The organism is Pseudomonas sp. Irchel s3b6, assembly GCF_900187415.1.
GTDB lineage: Bacteria > Pseudomonadota > Gammaproteobacteria > Pseudomonadales > Pseudomonadaceae > Aquipseudomonas.
This window is the reverse complement of sequence record NZ_FYDM01000005.1, coordinates 233,054-259,245: the sequence shown is the minus strand read 5'-3', so window position 1 is coordinate 259,245 and position 26,192 is coordinate 233,054. Positions and strand designations below refer to the sequence as shown.

19 protein-coding genes, 1 tRNA gene and 1 pseudogene are annotated in these 26,192 nt (G+C 60.3%); 16 read left to right on the top strand and 5 right to left on the bottom strand.

Going from position 1 to position 26,192, the window contains the following annotated elements:
* Positions 1–12: 12 nt before the first annotated feature.
* From nusA to CKW07_RS11750, 7 genes are all read left to right on the top strand, one after another.
* Positions 13–1,494 (top strand): transcription termination factor NusA, encoded by a 1,482-nt coding sequence (gene nusA, locus CKW07_RS11780; RefSeq protein ID WP_047537517.1) that lies wholly within the window; start codon positions 13–15, stop codon positions 1,492–1,494.
* A gap of 27 nt (positions 1,495–1,521) precedes the next feature.
* Positions 1,522–4,050: a translation initiation factor IF-2 gene (gene infB / locus CKW07_RS11775; protein WP_095145056.1), complete on the top strand. Its 2,529-nt coding sequence runs from the start codon at positions 1,522–1,524 to the stop codon at positions 4,048–4,050.
* Between the two features lie 159 nt (positions 4,051–4,209).
* Positions 4,210–4,611, top strand: a complete 402-nt coding sequence (gene rbfA / locus CKW07_RS11770; protein WP_095145055.1) for a 30S ribosome-binding factor RbfA — start codon at positions 4,210–4,212, stop codon at positions 4,609–4,611.
* A gap of 3 nt (positions 4,612–4,614) precedes the next feature.
* Positions 4,615–5,532 carry a tRNA pseudouridine(55) synthase TruB gene (gene truB, locus CKW07_RS11765; protein ID WP_095145054.1) on the top strand — a complete coding sequence of 306 codons (918 nt, stop codon included), beginning with the start codon at positions 4,615–4,617 and terminating at the stop codon, positions 5,530–5,532.
* Positions 5,533–5,791: 259 nt separating this feature from the next.
* On the top strand, positions 5,792–6,061 hold the full coding sequence (gene rpsO, locus CKW07_RS11760; protein WP_003197723.1) for a 30S ribosomal protein S15: 270 nt from the start codon (positions 5,792–5,794) through the stop codon (positions 6,059–6,061).
* A gap of 196 nt (positions 6,062–6,257) precedes the next feature.
* Entirely contained in the window at positions 6,258–8,363 is a 2,106-nt protein-coding gene (gene pnp, locus CKW07_RS11755; protein ID WP_095145053.1) for a polyribonucleotide nucleotidyltransferase, read from the top strand.
* Positions 8,364–8,624: 261 nt separating this feature from the next.
* Positions 8,625–8,697 (top strand) — tRNA-Thr (locus CKW07_RS11750).
* A 638-nt stretch (positions 8,698–9,335) separates the two neighbouring features.
* On the opposite strand, the gene CKW07_RS11745 is transcribed toward CKW07_RS11750, so the two are convergent.
* On the bottom strand, positions 9,336–9,551 hold the full coding sequence (locus CKW07_RS11745; protein WP_095081631.1) for a PLD nuclease N-terminal domain-containing protein: 216 nt from the start codon (positions 9,549–9,551) through the stop codon (positions 9,336–9,338).
* A gap of 217 nt (positions 9,552–9,768) precedes the next feature.
* Complete coding sequence (locus CKW07_RS11740; protein WP_095145052.1) at positions 9,769–10,179, bottom strand: hypothetical protein; 411 nt, start codon at positions 10,177–10,179, stop codon at positions 9,769–9,771.
* 304 nt (positions 10,180–10,483) lie between these two features.
* Between CKW07_RS11740 and CKW07_RS11735 the strand changes: the two genes are divergently transcribed.
* Positions 10,484–10,789, top strand: coding sequence for a DUF6388 family protein (locus CKW07_RS11735; protein WP_095081625.1), 306 nt, complete (start codon positions 10,484–10,486; stop codon positions 10,787–10,789).
* Positions 10,790–10,872: 83 nt separating this feature from the next.
* Here CKW07_RS11735 and nadC read toward each other — a convergent pair whose 3' ends face one another.
* Complete coding sequence (gene nadC, locus CKW07_RS11730; RefSeq protein WP_095145051.1) at positions 10,873–11,721, bottom strand: carboxylating nicotinate-nucleotide diphosphorylase; 849 nt, start codon at positions 11,719–11,721, stop codon at positions 10,873–10,875.
* 333 nt (positions 11,722–12,054) lie between these two features.
* On the opposite strand from nadC, the pseudogene CKW07_RS11725 reads away from it, so the two are divergent.
* The 4 genes and pseudogenes from CKW07_RS11725 to CKW07_RS11710 form a co-directional block, all read left to right on the top strand.
* Positions 12,055–13,017: pseudogene (locus tag CKW07_RS11725) on the top strand (DUF1631 family protein); the annotation flags it as partial.
* 163 nt (positions 13,018–13,180) lie between these two features.
* On the top strand, positions 13,181–13,741 hold the full coding sequence (ampD, locus tag CKW07_RS11720; protein WP_095145049.1) for a 1,6-anhydro-N-acetylmuramyl-L-alanine amidase AmpD: 561 nt from the start codon (positions 13,181–13,183) through the stop codon (positions 13,739–13,741).
* Positions 13,738–14,574, top strand: a complete 837-nt coding sequence (ampE, locus tag CKW07_RS11715; RefSeq protein WP_095145048.1) for a regulatory signaling modulator protein AmpE — start codon at positions 13,738–13,740, stop codon at positions 14,572–14,574. The genes ampD and ampE overlap by 4 nt, the downstream gene beginning before the upstream one ends.
* A 176-nt stretch (positions 14,575–14,750) precedes the next feature.
* Complete coding sequence (locus CKW07_RS11710; protein ID WP_095145047.1) at positions 14,751–16,781, top strand: methyl-accepting chemotaxis protein; 2,031 nt, start codon at positions 14,751–14,753, stop codon at positions 16,779–16,781.
* A gap of 42 nt (positions 16,782–16,823) precedes the next feature.
* Here the strand turns inward: CKW07_RS11710 and CKW07_RS11705 are convergent, their stop codons facing one another.
* Both CKW07_RS11705 and cra read right to left on the bottom strand, forming a co-directional pair.
* Positions 16,824–17,600: a TatD family hydrolase gene (locus CKW07_RS11705; RefSeq protein WP_095145046.1), complete on the bottom strand. Its 777-nt coding sequence runs from the start codon at positions 17,598–17,600 to the stop codon at positions 16,824–16,826.
* Between the two features lie 3 nt (positions 17,601–17,603).
* Entirely contained in the window at positions 17,604–18,599 is a 996-nt protein-coding gene (gene cra, locus CKW07_RS11700; RefSeq protein WP_095145045.1) for a catabolite repressor/activator, read from the bottom strand.
* A gap of 307 nt (positions 18,600–18,906) precedes the next feature.
* On the opposite strand from cra, the gene ptsP reads away from it, so the two are divergent.
* The 4 genes from ptsP (at position 18,907) to CKW07_RS11680 (ending at position 26,128) form a co-directional block, all read left to right on the top strand.
* On the top strand, positions 18,907–21,768 hold the full coding sequence (gene ptsP / locus CKW07_RS11695) for a phosphoenolpyruvate--protein phosphotransferase (protein ID WP_095145044.1): 2,862 nt from the start codon (positions 18,907–18,909) through the stop codon (positions 21,766–21,768).
* The gene (gene pfkB / locus CKW07_RS11690) at positions 21,768–22,709 is read left to right on the top strand and encodes a 1-phosphofructokinase (protein WP_095145043.1); all 942 of its coding nucleotides are present in this window, start codon (positions 21,768–21,770) and stop codon (positions 22,707–22,709) included. Before ptsP ends, pfkB begins: the two co-directional genes overlap by 1 nt.
* Positions 22,710–22,720: 11 nt before the next feature.
* Positions 22,721–24,457 carry a PTS fructose-like transporter subunit IIB gene (locus tag CKW07_RS11685; protein WP_095145042.1) on the top strand — a complete coding sequence of 579 codons (1,737 nt, stop codon included), beginning with the start codon at positions 22,721–22,723 and terminating at the stop codon, positions 24,455–24,457.
* 129 nt (positions 24,458–24,586) lie between these two features.
* Positions 24,587–26,128: an alkaline phosphatase gene (locus CKW07_RS11680; protein WP_095145041.1), complete on the top strand. Its 1,542-nt coding sequence runs from the start codon at positions 24,587–24,589 to the stop codon at positions 26,126–26,128.
* The last annotated feature ends 64 nt before the right edge of the window (positions 26,129–26,192 follow it).

Sequence of the window (26,192 nt, the reverse complement as noted above, 5' to 3'; positions counted from 1 at the left end):
GCGAGGCGTACGATGAGCAAAGAAGTACTGCTGGTTGTTGAGTCGGTATCCAATGAAAAGGGCGTACCGGCAAACGTAATTTTTGAAGCGCTGGAGCTGGCTCTGGCCACGGCTACCAAAAAGCGTTTCGAGGACGAAGTCGATCTGCGTGTGGAAATCAATCGCCACACCGGTGCTTATGAGACTTTCCGTCGCTGGACGGTCGTCGAAGAAGCAGACCTGGACGATCCGGCCATCGAAACCTGGCCAAGCAAGGTTGCTGAAACGCATCCTGGCGCCAAGGTCGGTGACGTTGTCGAAGAGAAAATCGAGTCCATCGAATTCGGTCGCATCGCTGCACAGACTGCCAAGCAGGTCATCGTGCAGAAAGTTCGCGAAGCCGAACGCGCTCAGGTTGTTGACGCTTACCGCGAGCGCCTGGGAGAGATCATCTCCGGCACCGTGAAGAAAGTCACCCGCGACAACGTGATCGTCGACCTGGGCAACAACGCTGAAGCGTTGCTGGCTCGTGAAGACATCATTTCTCGTGAAACCTTCCGTGTCGGCGTGCGCCTGCGTGCACTGCTCAAGGAAATCCGCACTGAAAACCGCGGCCCGCAGCTGATCCTGTCGCGTACCGCGCCGGAAATGCTGATCGAGTTGTTCCGCATTGAAGTGCCGGAAATCGCCGAAGGCCTGATCGAAGTCATGGCCGCTTCCCGTGATCCGGGTTCGCGTGCAAAGATCGCGGTCCGCTCGAAGGACAAACGTATCGACCCGCAGGGCGCTTGCATTGGTATGCGCGGTTCGCGTGTCCAGGCGGTGTCCGGTGAGCTGGGCGGTGAGCGTGTGGATATCGTCCTGTGGGACGACAACCCGGCGCAGTTCGTAATCAACGCCATGTCACCGGCCGAGGTTGCGGCAATTATCGTTGACGAAGATGCCCATGCAATGGACATCGCCGTTGGCGCAGACAATCTGGCTCAGGCCATCGGTCGCGGTGGTCAGAACGTGCGTCTGGCTAGCCAGTTGACTGGCTGGACCCTGAACGTGATGACCGAATCGGACATCCAGGCTAAGCAGCAAGCAGAAACCGGCGACATCCTGCGCAACTTCATCGACGAGCTGGAAGTCGACGAAGAACTGGCGCAGGTGCTGGTAGATGAAGGCTTCACCAGCCTGGAAGAGATTGCCTACGTACCGTTGGAAGAAATGCTCAACATCGACGGCTTTGACGAAGACATCGTCAACGAGCTCCGCGCTCGGGCCAAGGATCGTTTGTTGACCAAAGCCATCGCTACTGAGGAAAAGCTGGCAGACGCCCATCCGGCCGAAGACCTGCTCTCGCTTGAGGGTATGGACAAGGATTTGGCGATGGAACTGGCGGTGCGCGGCGTAATTACCCGCGAAGACCTGGCCGAGCAGTCTATTGACGACCTGCTCGACATCGACGGCATTGACGATGATCGTGCCGGCAAGTTGATCATGGCCGCCCGAGCCCACTGGTTCGAGTAATTAGGCGCGGCCTGAGGAGAGAAGTGCATGACGCAAGTCACGGTGAAACAACTGGCCGATGAGGTCAAAACACCGGTAGAGCGCCTGTTGCAGCAGATGCGTGAGGCAGGTCTGCCGCACACCGCCGCCGAAGAACATGTGACTGACAGTGAGAAGCAATCTTTGCTGACTCACTTGAAAAGCAGTCACAAGGCGAAAGTGGAAGAACCACGCAAGATCACGCTGCAGCGTAAAACCACCAGCACCCTGCGGGTTGCTGGCAGCAAAAGCATCAGCGTTGAAGTCCGTAAAAAGAAAGTTTTCGTACAGCGCAGCCCGGAAGAAATCGAAGCCGAGCGCAAACGCGAACTGGAAGAACGTCGCGCAGTAGAAAATGCTGCTCGTCAGAAGGCTGAAGAAGAAGCCAAGCGTCGCGCCGAAGAAGAAGCGCGTCGCCAGCCTGCTGCTGCGCAAACCGCTACTAACGACGCTGTTGCAGCGCCGGCGGCAGTTGCCGCACCAGTGCGCGAAAGCGCGCCAGTCGTTGCAGCTGCTCCAGCACCGTCTGCTGACGTTCGCAACAAGCAGAACGAACAGCGCCGTCCGGACAAACCACGCGCCGACGATAGCAATCGTCGTGGCAGTGGCGATGGCGAGCGCAAAAACGCTCCGCATCGTGCTTCGGTCAAGGAAAAAGCGCCTGCGCCACGCGTTGCGCCACGTACTACCGACGAAGAAAGCGATGGCTTCCGTCGTGGTGGTCGCGGCAAGGCCAAGCTGAAGAAACGCAACGCTCACGGTTTCCAGAGCCCAACCGGCCCTGTCGTGCGTGAAGTGAAGATCGGCGAAACCATCACTGTTGGCGATCTCGCTCAACAGATGTCGGTGAAGGCTGCTGAAATCATCAAGTTCATGTTCAAACTGGGTACTCCAGCGACCATCAATCAGGTACTCGATCAGGAAACTGCTCAACTGGTAGCTGAAGAGCTGGGCCACAAAGTGACCCTGGTCAGCGACACTGCCCTGGAAGATTCCCTGGCCGAGTCCCTGAAGTTTGAAGGTGAGGCTTTCTCCCGTGCGCCAGTCGTGACCGTAATGGGCCACGTTGACCATGGTAAGACCTCGCTGCTCGACTACATCCGTCGTGCCAAGGTAGCGGCTGGCGAAGCCGGCGGTATCACCCAGCATATCGGTGCCTACCACGTTGAAACCGAGCGCGGCATGGTCACCTTCCTCGACACCCCAGGTCACGCCGCGTTTACCGCCATGCGTGCCCGTGGTGCCAAGGCGACCGACATCGTGATCCTGGTAGTTGCAGCGGACGACGGCGTGATGCCGCAGACCATTGAAGCTGTCCAGCACGCAGTAGCGGCCGGTGTTCCACTGGTTGTTGCAGTGAACAAGATCGACAAGCCGGGCGCCGATCTCGATCGCATCCGTAGCGAACTGTCGGTTCACGGCGTGACCTCGGAAGAGTGGGGCGGCGACACCCCGTTCGTATCGGTTTCGGCGAAAGTCGGTACTGGCGTGGACGAGTTGCTCGAAGCTGTTCTGCTGCAAGCTGAAGTTCTCGAACTGAAAGCGACTCCTTCGGCTCCTGGCCGTGGCGTCGTGGTTGAATCGCGTCTGGACAAAGGTCGTGGCCCGGTGGCAACCGTTCTGGTTCAAGACGGTACCCTGCGCCAAGGCGACATGGTCCTGGTCGGTTCGAACTATGGCCGCGTTCGCGCCATGCTCGACGAGAACGGCAAGCCAATCAAGGAAGCCGGTCCTTCCATCCCTGTCGAGATCCTCGGCCTGGACGGTACCCCGGACGCTGGCGACGAGATGAGCGTGGTTGCCGACGAGAAGAAAGCCCGTGAAGTGGCTCTGTTCCGTCAAGGCAAGTTCCGCGAAGTCAAACTGGCGCGCGCTCACGCAGGCAAGCTGGAAAACATCTTCGAAAACATGGGCCAGGAAGAGAAGAAGACGCTTAACATCGTCCTCAAATCTGACGTCCGTGGTTCGTTGGAAGCGTTGAACGGTGCCTTGAACGGCCTGGGTAACGACGAAGTGCAAGTGCGTGTCGTGGGTGGCGGTGTCGGTGGTATCACCGAATCCGACGCCAACCTGGCACTGGCCTCCAACGCTGTACTGTTCGGTTTCAACGTGCGTGCCGATGCTGGCGCTCGCAAGATCGTCGAGCAGGAAGGTCTGGATATGCGTTACTACAACGTGATCTACGACATCATCGAAGACGTCAAGAAAGCCCTGACCGGCATGCTTGGCAGCGACGTCCGGGAGAACATCCTGGGTATTGCTGAAGTCCGCGACGTGTTCCGTTCGCCGAAGTTTGGCGCGATCGCCGGTTGCATGGTTATCGAAGGTGTTGTGCACCGTAACCGTCCAATCCGTGTACTGCGTGAAGACATCGTTATCTTCGAAGGCGAGCTGGAATCCCTGCGCCGCTTCAAGGATGACGCTTCCGAAGTACGTGCCGGCATGGAATGCGGTATCGGCGTGAAGAGCTACAACGACGTCAAGGTCGGTGACAAGATCGAAGTCTTCGAGAAAGTTCAGGTTGCTCGCAGCCTCTAACTCGCGCACTTCAAGAGCCGTGATGGGCAGCCGCATGCAAATGCACGGCGCATCACCCGGACTCTAAACGCAACGCCCGGTCTGGCTTCTGTCAGGCCGGGCGTTTGCCGCTTTCAGACCACACGGGTTTCACCGTGAGGCAGTAACAGGTAACAAGACATGGCAAAAGAATACAGCCGTACCCAACGTATCGGCGATCAGATGCAGCGCGAGCTGGCACAACTGATCCGTCGTGAAGTCAAAGACCCGCGCGTCGGCCTGGTCACCATTACCGCTGTTGAAGTCAGCCGTGACGTCGGTCACGCCAAGATCTTCATCACCGTGATGGGGCAGGACAGCGCCGAAGATATCGCCCAGAGCATCAAGGTGCTCAATTCCGCCGCCGGTTTCCTGCGCATGCAGTTGGCTCGCGAGATGAAACTGCGCAGCGTTCCACAGTTGCACTTCCACTACGACGAAAGCGTCGTGCGTGGCGCGCACCTGTCGGCATTGATCGAGCGCGCGGTGGCTGAAGACAATCAGCACCCGGTCGCGGTCCAAGCCCAGGACGCCAAGGAGTAATCGGTGGCTCAGGTCAAACGTATCCGTCGTAACGTCAGCGGCATTATCCTGCTCGACAAGCCACTGGGGTTCACTTCCAACGCGGCCTTGCAGAAGGTTCGCTGGCTGCTCAATGCCGAGAAGGCCGGTCACACCGGCAGCCTCGATCCGCTGGCCACCGGTGTGTTGCCGTTGTGCTTCGGTGAGGCCACCAAGTTCTCGCAATACCTGCTCGATTCCGACAAGGGTTATGAAACCCTGGCGCAATTGGGCAAGACCACCACCACGGCAGATGCTGAGGGTGATGTTTTACTGGAGCGCCCCGTGACCGTTGGTCGCGCCGATATTGAAGCGGTCTTGCCAAAATTTCGTGGGCAAATCAGTCAGATACCGCCGATGTACTCAGCCCTCAAGCGTGATGGGCAGCCACTGTACAAGCTGGCGCGTGCAGGTGAAGTGGTGGAGCGCGAACCGCGTTCTGTTACTATAGCGCGCTTGGAATTGCTGGCCTTTGAAGGTGATACTGCGCGCTTTGCCGTAGATTGCAGCAAAGGCACCTATATCCGTACCCTGGTGGAAGATATCGGTGAACAGCTCGGTTGTGGCGCTTACGTGGCTGAATTGCGACGTACCCAGGCCGGTCCGTTCAGCCTGGCCCAGACGGTCACGCTGGAAGAGTTGGAAGCGGTACATGCCGAAGGCGGCAACGAAGCAGTCGATCGCTTCCTGATGCCATCGGACAGTGGTCTGCTGGATTGGCCGCTGCTGCAATTCTCGGAGCACAGCTCGTTCTACTGGCTTAACGGCCAGCCGGTACGCGCCCCGGATGCACCGAAGTTCGGCATGGTACGGGTACAGGATCACAATGGTCGCTTCATCGGAATCGGTGAAGTGAGCGAAGACGGGCGCATCGCGCCACGTCGACTGATTCGGTCAGAATGACCGAAACCAGTCTGCGTAAAAGCGTAGCGAGCGAAGGGAAGACAAGGAAAAAACAGGCGAGGAAGCGGAGTTGACTGCTGTCAATGAGCATTCCGAGCCGGTTTTTGACGCAGTATTACCGAGCGCAGCAGCTTTTAAGCAGGCTGGCGAGGGTGGCTGTTAACAGGCACGGTCACTACTCATTTTTAGATACAGGGATTTGTCCCTGGCCTGTTGAAGCTGTTTTTCTGAAACAGTTTCCTGATAAAAGGATTGCCTCATGGCTCTCGACGTTCAAGAAAAAGCCCAAATCGTAGCTGACTACCAGCAAGCTGTTGGTGACACTGGTTCTCCAGAAGTGCAAGTTGCACTGCTGACCCACAACATCAACAAACTGCAAGGTCACTTCAAGGCCAACGGTAAAGATCACCACTCCCGTCGTGGTCTGATCCGCATGGTAAACCAGCGTCGTAAGCTGCTGGACTACCTGAAAGGCAAGGACGTGAGCCGTTACAGCGCTCTGATCGCTCGCCTGGGTCTGCGTCGCTAATAAGCGATTGCGCTAGAGGTTGGTTGTCTGTCGTGCGTCAGCGGGTTTCCCGCTGGCACATGGCAGGCTCCCAGCCTCAAGTTTTATCTGGACAGTAGTTTTACCTGGACAATACACGCCGGGCCGATTCCCGACATTGCCCAAGAATTTCGCAAGAAAACCAGTTCCCCAAGAGCCACAAAGAAGGTAGGACACCGTGAACCCGGTAATCAAAAAATTCCAGTTCGGTCAGTCGACCGTTACCCTCGAGACTGGCCGTATCGCCCGTCAGGCCTCCGGCGCAGTATTGGTCACCGTTGACGACGACGTCAGCGTATTGGTGACCGTAGTCGGTGCCAAGCAAGCCGATCCAGGCAAGGGCTTCTTCCCTCTGTCTGTTCACTACCAGGAAAAAACTTACGCTGCCGGTAAGATCCCTGGCGGTTTCTTCAAGCGCGAAGGCCGTCCTTCCGAGAAAGAAACCCTGACTTCCCGACTGATCGACCGTCCGATCCGTCCGCTGTTCCCGGAAGGCTTCATGAACGAAGTGCAGGTTGTCTGCACCGTCGTTTCCACCAGCAAGAAGACCGATCCGGACATCGCTGCGATGATCGGTACCTCGGCTGCCCTGGCCATCTCCGGCATTCCTTTCGATGGCCCGATCGGCGCTGCCCGCGTTGCGTTCCACGAAAGCACCGGCTACCTGCTGAACCCGACTTACGAACAACTGAAAGCTTCGAGCCTGGACATGGTCGTTGCCGGTACTTCGGAAGCGGTATTGATGGTTGAATCGGAAGCCAAAGAGCTGACCGAAGACCAGATGCTGGGCGCGGTACTGTTTGCTCACGACGAGTTCCAGGTTGTGATCAACGCGGTTAAAGAGCTGGCTGCCGAAGCTGCCAAGCCAACCTGGACCTGGGCTCCCCAGGCTGAAGCCACCGAACTGCTGGGCGCTATCCGTGCCGAGTTCGGCGAAGCGATCTCCCAGGCTTACACCATCACCATCAAGGCCGACCGTTACGCTCGTCTGGGCGAACTGAAAGACCAGGTAGTTGCCAAGCTGTCCGGTGAAGAAGGCCAGCCTTCTTCCAGCGAAGTCAAAGCGGCTTTCGGTGAAATCGAATACCGCACCGTTCGCGAAAACATCGTAAACGGCAAGCCACGTATCGACGGTCGCGATACCCGCACCGTACGTCCGCTGAACATCGAAGTCGGTGTTCTGCCGAAGACCCACGGTTCGGCACTGTTCACCCGTGGCGAAACCCAGGCTCTGGTAGTCGCGACTCTGGGCACCGCCCGTGACGCACAACTGCTGGACACCCTGGAAGGCGAGAAAAAAGACCCGTTCATGCTGCACTACAACTTCCCTCCGTTCTCGGTAGGCGAGTGTGGTCGCATGGGTGGCGCTGGTCGTCGCGAAATCGGTCACGGCCGTCTGGCCCGCCGTTCGGTTCAGGCCATGCTGCCGGCTGCCGACGTGTTCCCGTACACCATTCGTGTTGTGTCGGAAATCACCGAGTCCAACGGTTCGAGCTCCATGGCTTCGGTCTGCGGCGCGTCCCTGGCCCTGATGGATGCCGGCGTTCCGATGAAGGCACCGGTTGCCGGTATCGCCATGGGTCTGGTTAAAGAAGGCGAGAAATTCGCCGTCCTGACCGACATCCTGGGTGACGAAGACCACCTGGGCGACATGGACTTCAAAGTAGCCGGTACCGCCAAAGGTGTGACCGCGCTGCAGATGGACATCAAGATCAAGGGCATCACCGAAGAAATCATGGAAATCGCTCTGGGCCAAGCCCTGGAAGCGCGCCTGAACATCCTCGGCCAGATGAACCAGATCATTGGTCAGTCGCGTACCGAACTGTCGGAAAACGCTCCGACCATGATCGCGATGAAGATCGACACCGACAAAATCCGTGATGTCATCGGTAAAGGCGGCGCGACCATTCGTGCGATCTGTGAAGAGACCAAGGCTTCGATCGATATCGAAGACGACGGTTCGATCAAGATCTTCGGCGAAACCAAGGAAGCGGCTGAAGCGGCACGCCAGCGCGTTCTGGGTATCACCGCAGAAGCCGAGATCGGCAAGATCTACGTCGGTAAGGTTGAGCGCATCGTCGACTTCGGCGCATTCGTCAACATCCTGCCTGGCAAGGACGGTCTGGTTCACATCTCGATGCTGAGCGATGCTCGCGTTGAGAAAGTGACCGACATCCTGAAAGAAGGTCAGGAAGTGGAAGTACTGGTACTGGACGTGGACAACCGCGGCCGTATCAAGCTGTCCATCAAAGACGTGGCAGCAGCCAAGGCTTCGGGCGTTTAATCACTCCCGTAGGCTGACTGCTTCAACGCTGTAAAAATGCCCCACGGTGAAAGCCGCGGGGCATTTTTTTGTCTGTAGGAAAGTACCGTGGCGAGGGAGCTTGCTCCCGCCGGCCGGTCCGCGTTCGGGCGCAGCAGTCGTAAGTCGTCAATCGCAGCGGACCTGCTCGAGCGCCTTGGTGGTTGCTTCGCAACCCAGCGCGAGCATGCTCCCTCGCCACAGGTTGCCGGACCTCAAAAGCGGTGCTAGGTTTAGCCCACCGCCCGTGTAGCTCAGCCGGTAGAGCAGCGCACTCGTAACGCGAAGGTCGCAGGTTCGATTCCTGTCTCGGGCACCGTTATTTAATTCCAGGTGGTGTCAAAACCACCCGAAATCCCACAAAAGGCCCGCCTGGTGCGGGCTTTTTGTTGTCTATGGTTTCCCAGACCTTCCTTGCCTGCCAAGGTTTTGGGGGCTGACCATAGCTCACGTTTAAACCGTCCGGCTCAAAGTGAGGCTCCGTCACTTCGCCTTGGCCCACTACAAGGGGTGCGCCCCCCAGGGGGGTAATGCTTCAAAACGACACCCCTCCCGCCACGATGTCTGTCGAGGGGTAATCGCGGTTCCGCTGGATGAGTACGAAAGGAATCTCGATCTGATCGCGACCAGACTGAGATCAACGGGCGCAAAGGTAATCTTCCAGGGCGTTACCATGGTTCCTGATCAGGAGCAGTCGTTGCAACGGTCACTCATGGTGCGTTTTTGCAAACGACTCATTCGCTTATATGTCAGGTCAACCCATGGTCATGGCGTGGAATTGTTGCCATGCACGCATACTGCTTGAAGTCAGTGGGGGGGGGCTCATCTCGGGAGGGTTTCAGCGGACGGTGGTACAGGCAATCCGAGGCCCGACGTCAGTCAGGCCTGGTCTGGGCCGTTGGATACTACGGTGTTCGGCTCCAGATCAATCACGCTAAGCTCGTGCGCTGTGCCTCAGTTGGATGAGGGCAGACGAATGTTGCCGCGTGGGCCGGTCAGAGCCCAGATGATCAGGCCGAGTACTGGGAGAAATGCAACCAGTGCCACCCAGAGAACTTTCTTCAGGGTATCTGCATTACTTTTCACCACATTGAAGATCGCCCAGATATCCAGGGCAAAAATGACGAAGGCGATGAGGTCGAACAAGATAGAGCCCAAGGAAATACTCATATGTAATTGGATTGTTACTGATGATAAGCAAAATACTTTGCTGATCCAAGGCGCACCAGCGACTTTCGGTCATGATGCCTGTCAATGTCCGCATCCGCCTGTGGATTCAACCGGGATACCGGTAGCACAGCGGACGCCGAAAGCGGCGTGAGCCGGTGACCAGATTCTAGCGGTGGCACGGGTTGAACTGGCACAGTAAGATTCGACGCCACTCCCCTTATTTCACCTTCTGGCTCAATTCCTCGACGATCCGCTTGAGTTGATCGATCGTGCGATCTTGATCGCTGATCTGTTGCTTGAGGTTCGAGATTTCGCTGTTGTTCGAGTTGGCGCTTGAGCCGCTGTTGCGCTTGAGTTCTTCTATCTGGCGGGCCTGGTCGCCGATGGTGCGCTTCTGGGTTTCCAGTTCGTCGACATTGGCCTTCACGGTTTTCTGCAGGTTTTCCAGATCAGTGATGCTGACGTTGCTTCTGACCAGTGTGTCCTTATCGAATGAGCTGTGGATGGCAGGGATTTTGTCGTCGTAAGACGCCGGGCCAGAGGAGACTTCAACCGCGGCGTGGGTAGTGCTGGCCAATGTCAGGGTGCCGAGCAGCAGGGCGGACGAAAGCTTCGGGAAACTGCGCATCACTGTGGCGCTCCTTGTGAAGTGCTGATATGGCATATCGCTATGACCTGGGGGAGGATTTATGTTCCCGAAGGCTGCTGCACCTGATGTGCATGGCTTTTTATGGAATAGATGCAAAGAGCCGTGTAAATCGTCGGCCAAACATCCTATATTTGATGTCTGCATGAGCATCGCCCAGCAGTTTTCAGATGATCCCGAATGGTTCTGAAGGCCAGACAAACCAGGCTTGAAGCGGTTTTTCTGCGTCAGAGAGATCCTTGATGATCCAGATCCATCTTCCATTCCCCAGATCAGCGAGAACGCCATGACCGTGAAAGAAATGACCCAGCAAGACAGGCACGCAGAAGCGCTCAGGAAGTACATGCTTGATGCGCCGGAACTGATGGACGAGATCAAGGACCTGAGTCCCGATGATCAGAAAGATCAGATCCAGTGGGCGTTCGAGGATGAAGCCGAAGCCCAGGGCTTGCAGCCGTGGGAGCTGACGCTCAAGTACACCTCGACGCCAGAAGAGTACGAAGCGACACGCCTTGCATTGCACAAGGAAGCGGCTGAAGTGCTGGGTGTCGAATGGGAAGAATACTGCGAGATGAACAATCTGGTGGTCTAGGAGCGGCTTGAAGCTTCAAGCGGCAAGCTACAAGACAAAGCCGCGCCGCTTGAGGCTTGTAGCTCGCCGCTTGCCGCGGCTCCTCAGAGACTGAGACGCATCGACAGGTCCACAGCCTTCACGTCCTTGGTCATCGCACCAATCGAGATGTAGTCCACGCCCGTTTCGGCGATTGGCCGCAAGGTGCTTTCGTTGACACCGCCGCTGGCCTCCAGCTTCGCCTTGCCGGCGTTCAGGCGTACGGCTTCGCGCATGTCGTCCAGGCTCAGTTCATCGAGCATGATGATGTCGGCGCCCGCCGCCAGCGCCTCTTTGAGCTCCGACAGATTTTCCACTTCAACTTCCACCGGTTTTCCCGGGGCGATCTTGTGCGCGGCCGCAATGGCTTGCGCGATGCCACCACAGGCGGCGATGTGGTTTTCCTTGATCAGGAAGGCGTCATACAGGCCGATACGGTGGTTGTGGCAGCTACCGCAGGTCACCGCATACTTTTGCGCCAGGCGCAGCCCAGGCAGGGTCTTGCGGGTGTCCAGCAGCTTGACCTGGGTGTCGGCGACGAAGTCGGCCAGGTATTGCGCGCGGGTGGCTACCCCCGAGAGCAATTGCAGGAAGTTCAGCGCGCTGCGCTCGCCTGTCAGTAGCGAGCGGGCCGGGCCTTCAAGGTGAAACAGGATCTGATCGGGGCTCACGCGCTCACCGTCGCGCACTTGCCAGTGCACGGCCACGCGTGGATCCAGCTGGCGGAACACCGCATCAACCCAGGCAGTACCGCTGATGACGGCGGCGTCACGGGTGATGATGGTGGCTTTGGCCAGGCGTTCGGCCGGGATCAGTTGTGCGGTGATGTCGCCGCTGCCGATATCTTCCAGCAACGCACGGCGCACGTTGGCTTCGATTTCGGCGGTCAAATCGGCGAGGCGTAGGTTCGGCATAACGGGCTCCACAAACAAAGTGGCCCGATTATAGGGCCATGCCGGGAGCGAACCCAAGGCGGCAAATGCCTTGAGGGTGTACTCCCTTGCGCGTTTGCTCGACCCAAGCGCTATTTCAAGGGCGCGAGCAGAGTCCGCTGGCACTCGGAGCGACTTTTGCCAGATAATCGCGCCTTGAGATTGACGTCATGGCTTTGACGAGTCCGACTCCCTTCCGAACATCGAAACCTGATGGTGTGCGTTATACGTAGCACTGCGCACGGGGTGCGAGCGTTTGCCATGGGGTTCACGGTTGATACCGGACCGCAGCGTTATCCCTTTCAGGAGGCTTGGATGCACAACGACGGGAATGTGGTGCCTTTGCACAAGGGCACTACCGATCAGGCGAGTCCATCGCCGCTCGCCCGCCTGTCGGTGATTGCGCTTCAGATTCGCGACAAGGCCACGCAGCAATTGCGACAGGGTTTGCAGGTGCTGTTCGATAACGCCGACGATACCCTGTTTGAAATGGCTGACCGGGCCCGGGACAACTCGGAGCAAAATACTTTCTTTGAAGCCATGCGCGACTTGCGCCTCAAACGCAAGAACATCGAGCGCGGCTTCCTTGAGTGCTTCTACGAGGCCTTTGCCGGGCTGATCCAGTACGTTCCCGCACATGCCAGCTTGCCGCTGACCATGACTGTCGACCCGGTCGAGCGCCAGGACGACCATGAGCGGCAGGTGGCGCTGCACGCCATGGTATCCAGGGCACTCAACCGCGATGGCCTGGCCCTGCGCCAGTTGACCCTGCGCCTGAGCGCGCTGCTGGGCAAGCCGCTGGAAGACGCCCGCAACCCGCTGGGACCGACGATGCTGTGCGAGTATTTCTTGCGGGCCGGGCGCAATCTGGGGGTGGAGACCCGGGTCAAGCTGATCATCCTCACCTTGTTCGAGCGCTACGTGCTGAGCGAAGCCACCCAGATCTACGCGCACGCCAACCAGTTGTTGATCGCCACTGGTGTGCTGCCAGAGCTCAACGCCGCTGTGGCGTGCCCTGTGGAGGAGCCTTCATTGATCTACAGCTGTGTCGAGCCCTGTGCAACAGGCATCCCTCAGGACGACAAACCTGTGCAGGAGGTCTTCGTTGCCTTGCAGCAACTGTTGTGTCACCTGCGTGGCAGTGTCGCGCCGGGGCTTGAAACCCGTACCCGACCGCAACCCCTCTCGACTCGCGACCTGCTGCGTTTGCGCTCGCACTTGCAACGGTACGAACCGACACCGGACACCCGGAACGATCTGGACCGGAACCCGCTTGAGTCCCCCTCCCTGTGTCTGGCCGAGGACGACAGCGTGCTGTTCGATCAGGCCCTGGAGTCGGTCATTGGCCAGTTACACCGACTCAATCGTGGCAAGTGATCGCAACCTTGGGGGCGATCACGGCATACTGAAGCCTGTCAAAGCCGTTGTTGAAGGAACCTGTATGCAGCTGGACCTCGCGAGTGGCTGGTTTGACGGGGTGCGTCACTGCCCGTCCCCCAACTTCAATGCGCGCCCCTCGGGTGAAATTTCCTTGCTGGTGATTCACAACATCAGTCTGCCCCCGGCGCAGTTCGCCACGGGCAAGGTGCAGGAATTTTTTCAGAACCGTCTGGATGTCACCGAACATCCCTACTTTGCAGGGATTGCCGACCTGCGCGTGTCGGCGCACTTTCTGATCGAGCGTGACGGCACGATCACGCAGTTTGTCTCTTGTCTTGAGCGAGCCTGGCATGCAGGTGTTTCCAGCTTCCAGGGACGCGAAAGCTGTAATGATTTTTCGCTGGGCATCGAACTGGAAGGCACCGATGATCTGCCGTTCACCGATGCCCAGTATCAAGCGCTGACGGCTCTCACAAACCAGTTGCAGGCCGCTTTTACGGCAATCACCACTGAGCGTATCCAGGGGCACAGTGACATCGCCCCAGGACGCAAGACTGACCCAGGGCCGGCGTTCGACTGGGCACGCTATCGCGCGGCGTTGGAAAAAGGGGAAGGACAATGAGTTTTCTGGTGTTACTGCTGGCTGTCTGGATCGAGAAGTTCTCGGCGCTGCGACACCGGGTGCAGCGTGACAGTGGATGGTTGCGTGAACTGACCCGGCTGGAAAGCACCTCGCGGTTGACTGACCGGCCATGGGTGGTGTTGGCGCTGCTGGTGCTGTTGCCGGTGACCGTGCTTGGCCTGCTGCTACTGGCGCTGGAGCCGGTGGCCTATGGGTTGCTGGCCTTGCCGGTGCATTTGCTGGTGGTGATCTACAGCCTGGGTCGGGGCGACTTGCTCGGAGGCCTGGGGCCGTTTCGTGATGCCTGGCGCCGGGAAGACCTGCAAGCGGCCGCCCATGTCGCCCAGCGCGATCTGGATGTTTGCGCTGACAGCGGTGAGCAATTGCTGCAACGGGTGCAAGGCTATTTGGTGTGGGAAGCATACCAGGGTTTTTTCGCGGTGATTTTCTGGTATTTCCTGCTCGGTCCGGTGGCGGCCCTGAGCTATCGCTTGCTGGCCCTGGCCGCGGAGCACGGCCAGAGCCCGGCACTGGTGGAGCGTGCTGCGCAACTGCGGCACGCCTTTGACTGGTTGCCCGTGCGCTTGCTGGCGGTAAGTTTCGCCCTGGTGGGTAATTTTGTCGCCGTCAGCCGGGCCATGCTCCATGAACTGCTGAACTGGAACATCAGCGCCGCGCAGTTGATCGAGAAAGCCGGCATGGTGGCGGGAGAAATTCCACCGCCGGTGACCGGACCTGACGGTCTCAACAACCTGGATCAGATTTGGGAGCTGTTGCTGCGGGCGGCAGTGGTCTGGTATGCCGGTTTTGCCCTTTGGACTGTCCTGCTCTGAAGACCCCGTGGGCCTGTAGCCGCCAGTTGCTACAGGCCTGCACAGCTTCCTGCCGTTAACCTTAAGTTACAAAACCTTCCGCCGATTTAAGTTATACAGCAGTAGCGCGCCATGGTGGCTATCTGCCGTCTCTGCGTGCCTGCCAATAACAATAAGAAATCCAAGGGAGACTTCCAGTGAAGAGCTTGCTCTATCCCGCCATTGCACTGATGAATCGCCTGAGCTTCGGCATGAAGTTCAGCCTGATCAGCGTGCTGTTCCTGCTACCCATGCTGGTGACCAACTTCTATCTGGTGCGCGATTCGTATCGTGAATTCCAGGGGACGCGGGTTGAATTGCAAAGTCTCGACCTGTTGGGCAGCGGCCTGACCCTGCGGCGCGACCTGGAAACCCTGAACAATCTGGTGCAGATCAACACGAGCCTCGGCCAGTCCGGCAAGGCGGGGGATATCGAGTCGAAGATCAGTGCCCTTGAGCAGAGCGTGCTGGAGCGCCTGCAAGCGCTGAACGCGATGACCAGCGACCCGGAACAGGTCAGCGTGTTCGATGCCAAGCGCGATGAAATGATCGCAGCGTTCAAGGCCCAGCAGACGGAGAAGTCCCTGCAGAGCAAAAGCGCGATGATCGGCAAGCTGCTCGGCAATGCGCAGATTTTCGGCCAGATCATCACCAGCCAGTCCGGCTTGAGCCGGGACAACCAGGGCGACATCCGTCAACTGAGTGAACTGCTCACCAACGTCACCCCCCGAGTCACGCAGATCCTCGGCGATGGCCGGGCAATGGGCGCGTTCTCGTTGGGGCAGGGCTTTCTGAATTCCGCGTCGTCCACCCGCTTCGATGAACTGCTGGCGCAGATGGAAAGGCTGCAGGCTGAATATGCCCTCAAACTGCAGGACGCGCTGGGTGCCAGCCAGGCTGCGCGCGAGGTGCTGGAACCGGCGGCCAATGCCAGCCAGGCCACGCTCAAGCAAGCCAGCGAGCTGTTCGAAGACCAGGTGGTGATGGCCGACACCCTCGACGCACCTTGGCAGGGTTTTTACGATCAGGTCACCGGTCTGATGGCGCAGACCTACCAGTTGAACGACGCGACGCTGAAGTTTCTTGCGGTCCAATTGCAGCAACGCCTGGAACAGAACCGTACGCACATGGTGCTGCAAGCGGTGGCGCTCAGTGTGGTGTTCGTGCTGATTTTCTATCTCTACGGCGGCTTCTACGCCTCCACCCGGACCACGCTCAAACGCCTGGGCGGGGTCATGGACAAAGTGGCGGCCGGTGACATGACCGTGACGTTCACCGCCCACAGCCGAGATGAACTGGGTGAGCTGGGTAACGTGTTCAACGGCACGGTGGCCAAGATTCATGACCTGATCGAACGGGTCGGCAAAACCGTCAATGAGGTCGAGCGTCAGGCCGGCCAGGTGCAAACGGTGTCAGCCCAGAGCAATCAGGCGGTGGCCGGTCAGCGCACGCAGATCGAGCAGGTTGCCACGGCGATGAACCAGATGTCGGCCACCTCCCAGGAAGTGGCGCGCAGTGCCGCCGCCGCGGTGAGCAGCGCCCACAGCGTGAACGACGAAACCATCAGCGGGCGTGGGTTGGTCGAGTCGCAGCAAGGCAGCATTGCTCAACTGGCCAGCGAGATCGACGCATCGGTGCTGGTGATCAATCAACTGGCCAGCGACAGCCAGTCCATCAGTCGCGTGCTGGAAGTGATCAAGAGTATTGCCGAACAGACCAACCTGTTGGCGCTCAATGCCGCCATCGAGGCGGCCCGGGCGGGTGAGCAGGGACGTGGTTTTGCGGTGGTGGCCGATGAAGTCCGCACCCTGGCCAAGCGTACCCAGCAATCGACCGAAGAGATCGAACAGATGATCGCCAGGCTGCACGCTGGCGTGGGGGCCGCGGTGAAGGCCATGGGCGTCAGTCATCAGATGGCCAGCGGCACCGTCGGGCAATCGGAGAAGGTTCAGCAGGCCCTGGAAAACATTCTCGGCGCGGTGGGCATGATCGTCGACCAGAACCAGCAGATTGCGGCCGCCGTCGAGCAGCAGACCGCCGTGGCGCACGATATCGATCAAAACATTGTCGAGATCAACCGCGCTGGCGAGCGCACCGCCGAAGGCGCGCACCAGACCGAAGATGCCAGCCGCGCCCTGTCAGCCCAGGTCGTGCAGTTGAAGCACTTGATCAGCGCCTTTCGGGTCTGACGGCCACCACAACGGTCGTTTGCACAGGGCCGCTGCGGTTGATTACCAGTTGAACACTTCGCAGGCGTTGGCCGTGCTGGCGGCCGCCAGTTGTTCCGGGCTGATGGCCATGATCGGTGCCAGGGCCGAGCAAATCGCCGGCAGGTGGGCAGGGCTGTTGCGTTGGTTGGGGTACATGGCGGGGGCCATGTCCGGTGAGTCGGTTTCCAGTACCACCGACTCCAGCGGCAAGTCGGCAATCACCTTGTGCAGGCGCAGCGCTTGCGGCCAGGTCGGCGCGCCACCCAATCCCAGCTTGAACCCGAGCTTGATGTACTCGCGGGCTTCCTCGCGGCTGCCGGCAAAGGCGTGAATGATCCCGGCACGTTTGAGCTTGAAGCGCTTCAAGGTGGCAATCACCGCTGCGTGGCTGCGCCGAACGTGCAGCAGGGCGGGTAACTGGAAGTCGGCGGCCAGCTGTAACTGTGCTTCAAACAATGTTTGCTGGCGCTCGCGATCGAGGGTCTCCAGGAAGTAATCCAGACCGATTTCACCCACCGCGCATAACTGCCGATGGCCGGCCAGGCGGGTCAGCCAGCCGGCCAGTTCCGTGAGGTCGGCGGGGCGGTGTTCGTCGAGATACACCGGGTGTAGGCCGAATGCGGCATACAGGTGCGTATCGCTTTGCACCAGGTCCCAGACCCGCTGCCAATTGCGCTGATAAACCCCCAGCACCACCATCCGCTTGACCCCCAAGGCGCGGCTTTTGGCCAGCAACGCCTGACGGTCCGCGTCGAAATCCGGAAAGTCCAGATGGGTATGGCTGTCGATCAGCTCCACGGTTCAGTCCTGGTGAATGCGCTGCTTGAACGTCCGCGCAATGGCCTGTACGCCGGGTTGATAGTGGTCTTGCTCAATGGCAGCGAGGGCCAGTTGCAGGGCCTTTTCGGCGATCAGTCGATGCTGCTGGGCCATGGCGTTGACGGGTAGCGGCAGGAAGTCCAGCAGCTGGGTGTCACCAAAGGTGCCCAGGCGCAGTGGACGGGTCTTCAACGGGAAGTCGTGCAAGGCATCGAACACGCCTTGCAGCAGCACGTAGGAGGTGGTCACCAGCGCATCCGGCAAGTGACCCAGGCGTTGCAGCAGTTCTTCCATCAGTTGCCGACCGCAGTCGCGACTGAATGACTCGCCGTGTTCGATCAGCACCTGGCCCTTGAACTCGACCAGGGCCTGTTTGAAGCCGGCGGCACGTTCCTGGCTGATGCTCAGTTCGGGCCGCGCGCCAATCAGGGCGATCTGCCTGGGGGCCGGTTGCAACAGGCTTCGTGTGAGCTGCAGGCTGGCTTCGCGGTCATCGCTGATCACCGAGCAGAAATGCTCAGGCTCCATGACCCGGTCGATGGCAATGATCGGTAAGCCCTTGGCCTGCAACTGGCGATAGCTGTCATCGCCGGCTGGCAGGCAGCTGGCAACGATCAGGGCATCGCAGCGTCGGGCGCGAAACAGCGCCAGCAATTGCCGCTCGCTGTCCGGGGCGTCGTCGGAGCTGGCGATCAGCAACTGATAGCCGCGCGCCCGGGCACCTTGCTCCAGCAATTTGGCAATCCGTGCGTAGCTGGGGTTTTCCAGATCCGGCAGGATAAAGCCCAGGGTGCGGGTGTGCCGACTGCGCAACCCGGCGGCTTGAGGATTAGGCGTGAAGCCGTGCTGCTCGACCACCGCGCGGACACGCTCGACCGTGGCGTTGCTGATGCGCTGCTGTTCGGCCTTGCCATTGATGACATAGCTGGCGGTGGTCACGGACACACCGGCCAGCTGGGCGATATCACTGAGTTTCAACCCGGGAATTCCTTGTTTGTTCGAGCTTGCCCCGACATTGTGGCCAATCCTACCCGATTACGGCAGGCGACCAATGTCGCAAGCATCCGACCGGTTGGACTTCAAGCATGAGCGATTATCGAGTAACGTGCCAATTCATCTAGATTAAACGTTTCAGCAAGCGTATTTTCTTCTCCATTGGCGCCTTTGGCCATGACTGCCGTGAAACCGCCAAAGGATGCCCTGAAAGAGAGTGCGCGGATTAAAGCCTAAGCTTATTCATTCAAAACAATACCTGGTGCGGCCCCCGTACCCAAAAGGAGAAAGCATGCTCGAGCTCACTATAGAGCAGATATCCATGGGCCAGTCGGCTGTGGATAAAGCCGCTGCATTGCGTGTGCTGGCTGATAGCCTGGTCGCCGACGGTCTGGTGGCCGAGGGTTACCTTGGCGGGTTGCAGGCACGTGAAGCCCAAGGCTCGACCTTTCTCGGTCAAGGTATTGCCATTCCCCATGGCACCCCGCAAACCCGTGATCTGGTGCACACCACGGGTGTGCGTCTGTTGCAGTTCCCTGACGGGGTGGACTGGGGCGACGGTCAGATGGTTTACCTGGCGATCGGCATCGCGGCCAAGTCCGACGAGCATTTACACCTGCTGCAACTGCTGACTCGCGCCTTGGGTGAAACCGACCTGGGCCAGGCATTGCGTCGAGCCGGTTCTGCCGAAGCCTTGCTCAAGCTGTTGCAAAGCGCCCCGCAGGAGTTGGCGCTGGATGCCCAGATGATCGGCCTGGGGGTCTGCGCCGAAGATTTCGAAGAGCTGGTCTGGCGGGGCGCGCGGTTGTTGCGTCAGGCCGATTGTGTGGGCAACGGTTTTGCGGCCGTCCTGCAGCAGGTTGAAGCGCTGCCCCTGGGCGATGGCTTGTGGTGGCTGCACAGCGAGCAAACGGTCAAGCGCCCGGGCCTGGCGTTCGTGACGCCGGACAAACCGATCCGTTACCTTGGCCAGCCACTGAGCGGGTTGTTCTGCCTGGCCAGCCTGGGCGAAGCGCACCAGGCATTGCTTGAGCGGTTATGCGCCCTGTTGATTGAAGGTCGCGGCCATGAACTGGGACGGGCCACCAGTCGTCGCGCGGTCCTGGAGGTGCTCGGTGGCGAGTTGCCGGCTGATTGGCCCAGCGCTCGCATCGCGCTGGCCAATGCGCACGGTTTGCATGCGCGGCCGGCGAAAATCCTCGCCCAACTGGCCAAGCGCTTTGAGGGCGAGATTCGCGTGCGGATCGTCGATGGCCAGGACAGTGCGGTATCGGTGAAAAGCCTGAGTAAACTGCTGAGCCTGGGTGCCCATCGTGGGCAGGTGTTGGAGCTGATCGCTGAGCCAAGCATTGCCGCCGACGCCTTGCCCGCCTTGTTGGCGGCCATTGAAGAGGGGCTGGGGGAAGACGTTGAACCCTTGCCGGCCGCGACCGTTCAACCAGCGGTGATTGCTGAAGACACCCTGGAGATCGTCGCGCCGAGCCCGGGCAGCCTGGTTCAGGCCATTGCCGCCGCGCCGGGGATTGCCATTGGTCCGGCCCATATACAGGTTCAGCAAGCCATTGATTACCCGTTGCGTGGCGAGTCCTCCGCGATCGAGCGCGAGCGGCTGAAAGCGGCGCTGGCTGAGGTGCGCCACAGCATTGAAGGGCTGATCCAGCGCAGCCAGGCCAAGGCCATTCGTGAGATTTTCATCACTCACCAGGAAATGCTCGACGACCCGGAATTGACGGATGAGGTCGATACCCGTCTCAAGCAGGGGGAGAGTGCGCAAGCGGCCTGGATGGCGGTGATCGACGCGGCAGCCAGGCAACAGGAGTCCTTGCAGGACGCCTTGCTCGCCGAACGCGCGGCAGACTTGCGCGATATCGGCCGCCGGGTGCTGGCTCAGTTGTGCGGCATTGAAACCCCGAGCGAGCCTGCGCAACCGTACATTCTGGTGATGGATGAAGTGGGGCCGTCCGATGTGGCGCGGCTGGATCCGGCCCGGGTCGCCGGCATTCTTACCGCACGGGGTGGCGCCACCGCCCACAGTGCTATCGTCGCCCGGGCGCTGGGTATCCCGGCGTTGGTCGGCGCGGGCGCGGCAGTGTTGTTGCTGGCACCGGGCACCCCGTTGCTGCTGGATGGCCAGCGCGGCCGACTGCATGTCGATGCCGACGCCGCGACCCTGCAGCGCGCGATTCAAGAACGCGACAGCCGCGAGCAGCGGCTCAAGGTCGCCGCTGAACAACGTCATCAACCGGCGCTGACCCTCGACGGTCATCCGGTGGAAGTGTTCGCCAACATCGGTGAAAGCGCGGGCGTGCACAGTGCAGTGGAGCAGGGCGCCGAAGGCATTGGATTGCTGCGCACCGAACTGATTTTCATGGCGCACCCACAAGCACCGGACGAAGCCACTCAGGAAGCCGAGTATCGTCGGGTGCTCGATGGCCTGGCCGGGCGGCCGCTGGTGGTGCGCACCCTTGATGTCGGCGGTGACAAGCCGCTGCCGTATTGGCCGATTGCCAAGGAAGAAAACCCGTTCCTGGGTGTGCGTGGCATTCGCCTGACCCTGCAGCGCCCGCACGTCATGCAGGCGCAGTTGCGCGCCTTGCTGCGCGCTGCTGGCAACCGCCCGTTGCGAATCATGTTTCCAATGGTCGGTAGCCTGGACGAATGGCGCCAGGCGCGGGACATGACCGAACGCCTGCGTCTGGAAATCCCGGTGGCCGACCTGCAACTGGGGATCATGGTCGAAGTGCCGTCGGCGGCATTGCTGGCGCCGGTGCTGGCCAGGGAAGTCGACTTCTTCAGCATTGGCACCAACGACCTGACTCAATACACCCTGGCCATCGACCGGGGTCACCCGACGCTATCGGCACAGGCTGATGGATTGCACCCGGCGGTCCTGCAATTGATCGACATCACCGTGCGGGCCGCCCATGCTCATGGCAAGTGGGTCGGCGTCTGTGGCGAGCTGGCGGCCGATCCGCTGGCGGTACCAGTGCTGGTGGGGCTGGGGGTGGATGAGTTGAGCGTAGGGGCGCGCAGTATCGGCGAGGTCAAGGCGCGGGTTCGCGAGTTGAGTCTTGAGCAGGCAACATATCTGGCCCAACAGGCATTGGCCGTGGGCAGCGCACAGGAAGTGCGCGCGTTAGTGGAGGCACTGTAATGGCTAAGATTCTAACCCTGACCCTCAACCCGGCGCTGGACCTCACGGTTCAGCTGTCGCACCTGGAGCCCGGTCAGCTCAACCGCAGTGAAACCATGCACACCCATGCTGCCGGCAAGGGGGTGAACGTGGCACAGGTACTGGCCGATCTGGGTCATCAACTGACCGTCAGTGGATTTCTTGGCGAGGACAATCTCCAGGCCTTCGAGGCGTTGTTCGCCGAGCGTGGATTTGTCGATGGCTTTATCCGTGTGCCGGGAGAGACCCGCAGCAATATCAAGCTGGCCGAAGCCAATGGGCGCATCACCGACATCAACGGTCCGGGACCGGTGGTCAGTGGGGTGGCGCAGCAGGCGCTGCTGGCGCGGTTGGAGCAGATAGCACCAGGACATGACGCGGTGGTGGTGGCGGGCAGTCTACCCCAAGGCGTCAGTGCGCACTGGTTGAAGACCTTGATCGTGCGTTTGAAGCAACTGGGCTTGAAAGTGGCGCTCGACACCAGTGGCGAAGCCTTGCGCGTTGGTCTGACAGCCGGCCCGTGGTTGATCAAGCCCAATGCCCAGGAGTTGGCCGATGCACTGGGTTACGAAACGCTTTCAGTGGCCGCCCAAGCCCAAGCCGCGAGCCGCCTGCACGCCAAAGGCATCGAGCATGTGGTGATTTCCCACGGTTCCGATGGCGTGAATTGGTTCAGTGTCGGCTCGGCGATGCATGCCTCATCGCCGACGGTTCGTGTGGCCAGTACGGTCGGGGCGGGTGACTCATTGCTGGCCGGAATGCTCCACGGCCTGCTCAGTGCCGATCTGCCTGAACAGACGTTGCGCACCGCCACGGCGATTGCCGCCATGGCGGTCACCCAGATCGGCTTTGGCATCGGCGATGCGGCGCAGTTGGCGCGGCTCGAACAGGGGGTGCGCGTTCATCCCCTGACAGAACAATAAGAGGGTAGGTCATGAAGTTAGCCATCGTTACGGCCTGCCCCAATGGCATGGTCACCAGTGTGCTGTGCGCCCGGTTACTGGAGGCGGCGGCGCAGCGCCAGGGCTGGAGCACCAGTGTCGAAGTGCATGACCCGGCACACCCGGAGCGCCAGTTGTCCACCGCGACCCTTGAGGAGGCCGAGTGGGTGTTGCTGGTCAGCACCGGTGCGCTGGACATGTCGCGGTTTGTCGGCAAGCGCGTGTTCCAGAGCACGCCGTCCCAGGCCTTGCAGGACGTCGACGCGGTGCTGCGCCGTGGCGCTTCAGAAGCCCAGGTCTACGTTGCCCCGCAGGCGGCTGAACCGCTGGCGACCCGCCAGGCGGCCCCGCGTCTGGTGGCGGTCACGGCTTGCCCGACGGGTGTGGCCCACACCTTCATGGCCGCCGAGGCCCTGCAGCAAGCGGCCAAGCGGTTGGGCTATGACTTGCAGGTCGAGACCCAGGGCTCGGTCGGCGCGCGCAACCCGTTGAGCGCGCAAGCCATCAGCGATGCCGACGTGGTGCTGCTGGCGGCGGACATTGAAGTCGCCACCGAGCGTTTCGCCGGCAAGAAAATCTACCGATGCGGTACCGGCGTTGCCCTCAAGCACGCCGAAGCAACGCTGAACAAGGCCTTGGCAGAAGGCAAGCAGGAAGCGGCCTCAAGCGGCTCCAAGGGGCCGGCCGCTCAAGAGAAGACCGGTGTCTACAAACACCTGCTGACGGGCGTGTCGTTCATGCTGCCTATGGTGGTGGCCGGTGGTCTGATGATCGCCTTGTCGTTTGTGTTCGGCATCACCGCGTTCAAGGAAGAGGGCACGCTTGCCGCGGCACTGATGCAGATCGGCGGCGACACCGCGTTCAAGTTGATGGTGCCCTTGCTGGCCGGTTACATCGCCTACTCGATTGCCGACCGTCCGGGCCTGGCGCCGGGGATGATCGGCGGTCTGCTGGCCAGTACCCTGGGGGCCGGTTTCATTGGCGGGATCATTGCCGGCTTCATCGCCGGTTACGCGGCCCAGGCGATCAATCGTTATGCGCGCTTGCCGCAAAGCCTGGAAGCGTTGAAGCCGATTCTGATCATCCCCTTGCTGGCCAGCCTGTTCACCGGCCTGATCATGATTTACGTGGTCGGCAAACCGGTGGCCGGGGTGCTGGCCGGGCTCACGCACTTCCTCGACAGTATGGGCACCACCAATGCGATTCTGCTGGGTGTGTTACTGGGCGCGATGATGTGCGTCGACCTCGGCGGGCCGATCAACAAGGCGGCGTATGCGTTCTCGGTGGGGCTGCTGGCCTCGCAAAGTTATGCACCGATGGCCGCGACCATGGCCGCCGGCATGGTGCCGCCGATTGGCCTGGGCATTGCCACCTTCATCGCCCGGCGCAAGTTCGCCCAGACCGAGCGCGAGGCGGGCAAGGCAGCGCTGGTGCTGGGGCTGTGCTTTATTTCCGAAGGGGCGATTCCGTTCGCCGCCAAGGACCCGTTGCGGGTGATTCCGGCGAGCATTGCCGGCGGCGCGTTGACCGGCGCGCTGTCGATGTACTTCGGCTGCAAGCTGATGGCGCCCCACGGTGGGTTGTTCGTGATGTTGATCCCCAACGCGATCAATCACGCGTTGTTGTATCTGCTGGCGATTGTCGCCGGCAGTCTGCTGACCGCGGTGGTCTATGCCGTGGTCAAGCGCCCGGAAGTGACCGAACTGGCGCTGGAGCCCGCCAAGGCCTGACAGGTCGGCGGTTTCGGCGGCTGCTATTGACCTGTGGCGAGGGATCAAGCTCCCTCGCCACGCAGATGTGTGCCTGTCACAACGGTTTCATTCGGGCATGCTTAAGTTTCCCTTTTCAGGGAGAACACCATGAGCGAATTCGACCCGGGACGTCGTCGAGTCATGCAAGCCGTTGGCGCCGGGCTGTTGTTGCCTGGCCTGGCTCCGGCGGTCATCGCGTCGGTCAAGGAGCGTCCGCAGCTGACCGACGGGGTACAGTCCGGTGACCTGTTGGGCGACCGGGCAATGATCTGGAGCCGCAGCGATCGTCCGGCGCGAATGGTCGTTGAGTGGGACACCCGCAGTCTGTTCAACAACCCTCGCCGGTTCGTCTCGCCCCTGGCCGACGCCCGCACCGATTTCACGGCGCGCGTCGAGTTGACCGGACTGCCCGCCGACCAGGCGATTTTCTACCGTGTGTCCTTCGAAGACGCCCGGACCGGTGTGGCCAGCGAGCCCTGGTTCGGTCACCTGCGCAGCGTGCCGCAGAGTCGTCGGGATATCCGCTTTGTCTGGAGCGGTGACACTGTCGGCCAGGGCTTCGGCATCAACCCGGACATCGGCGGCATGCGTATCTACGAGGCCATGCGTTTGCGCCTGCCGGACTTCTTCATCCACTGCGGCGATACCATCTACGCCGACGGCCCGGTGCCGGCGCAACTGACTACCGAAAGCGGCCGGGTGTGGCGCAACATCACCAGCGAGGCGAAGAGCAAAGTCGCTGAAACCCTCGATGAGTATCGCGGCAATTATCGCTACAACCTGATGGACGAAAACATTCGTCGCTTCAACGCCGAAGTGCCGCAGATCTGGCAGTGGGACGACCACGAAGTGGTCAACAACTGGTCGCCGGGCAAGTTGCTGGACGAACGCTACAGAGATAAAGATATCCACAGCCTGGTCGGTCGGGCGCGACAAGCCTGGCTCGAATATGCGCCGATGCGTTTGCAAACAGCCGACAACGGCGGGCGCATCTACCGCAAGCTGGGTTACGGACCTCTGCTGGACGTGTTCGTGCTGGACATGCGCAGCTATCGCGGGACCAACGATGACAACCTGGGCGCAGAGAAACCTTTCCTGGGGCGTGAGCAACTGGACTGGCTCAAGCGTGAGCTGAAGCAGTCCGGCGCACAGTGGAAAGTCATCGCCGCCGACATGCCTGTTGGCCTGAGCGTACCGGACGGCGAAGTGAGCCCTGGTGTACCGCGCTGGGAAGCGGTGGCCAACGGTGACCCCGGCCCGGCTCAGGGCCGTGAGCTGGAAATTGCAGAATTGCTGGGGTTCTTGAGGGCACAGACTGTGCGCAACGTTGTCTGGCTGACGGCCGATGTGCATTACTGCGCCGCGCACCATTACCACCCGGATCGTGCTGCCTTTCAGGACTTCGAACCGTTCTGGGAGTTCGTCGCCGGACCCTTGAACGCGGGCAGCTTCGGGCCCAACCCGCTGGATAAAACCTTCGGCCCGCAAGTAGTGTTCGAGAAAGCGCCGCCTGCGCAGAACACCTCACCCTTTGCCGGATTTCAGTTTTTTGGCGAGGTGAACATCGATGGGCAGACGGGGGAGATGAGCGTGGTGCTGCGCGATCTGGATGGGGTGGGGGTGTTTGAGCAGAAGCTGCAGCCGGTATGAGCGCCGGACCTGATGCGGGAGCGAGCCAGCGGAGCGTCGCCTGGCTCTCTCCCTCATCGGATGG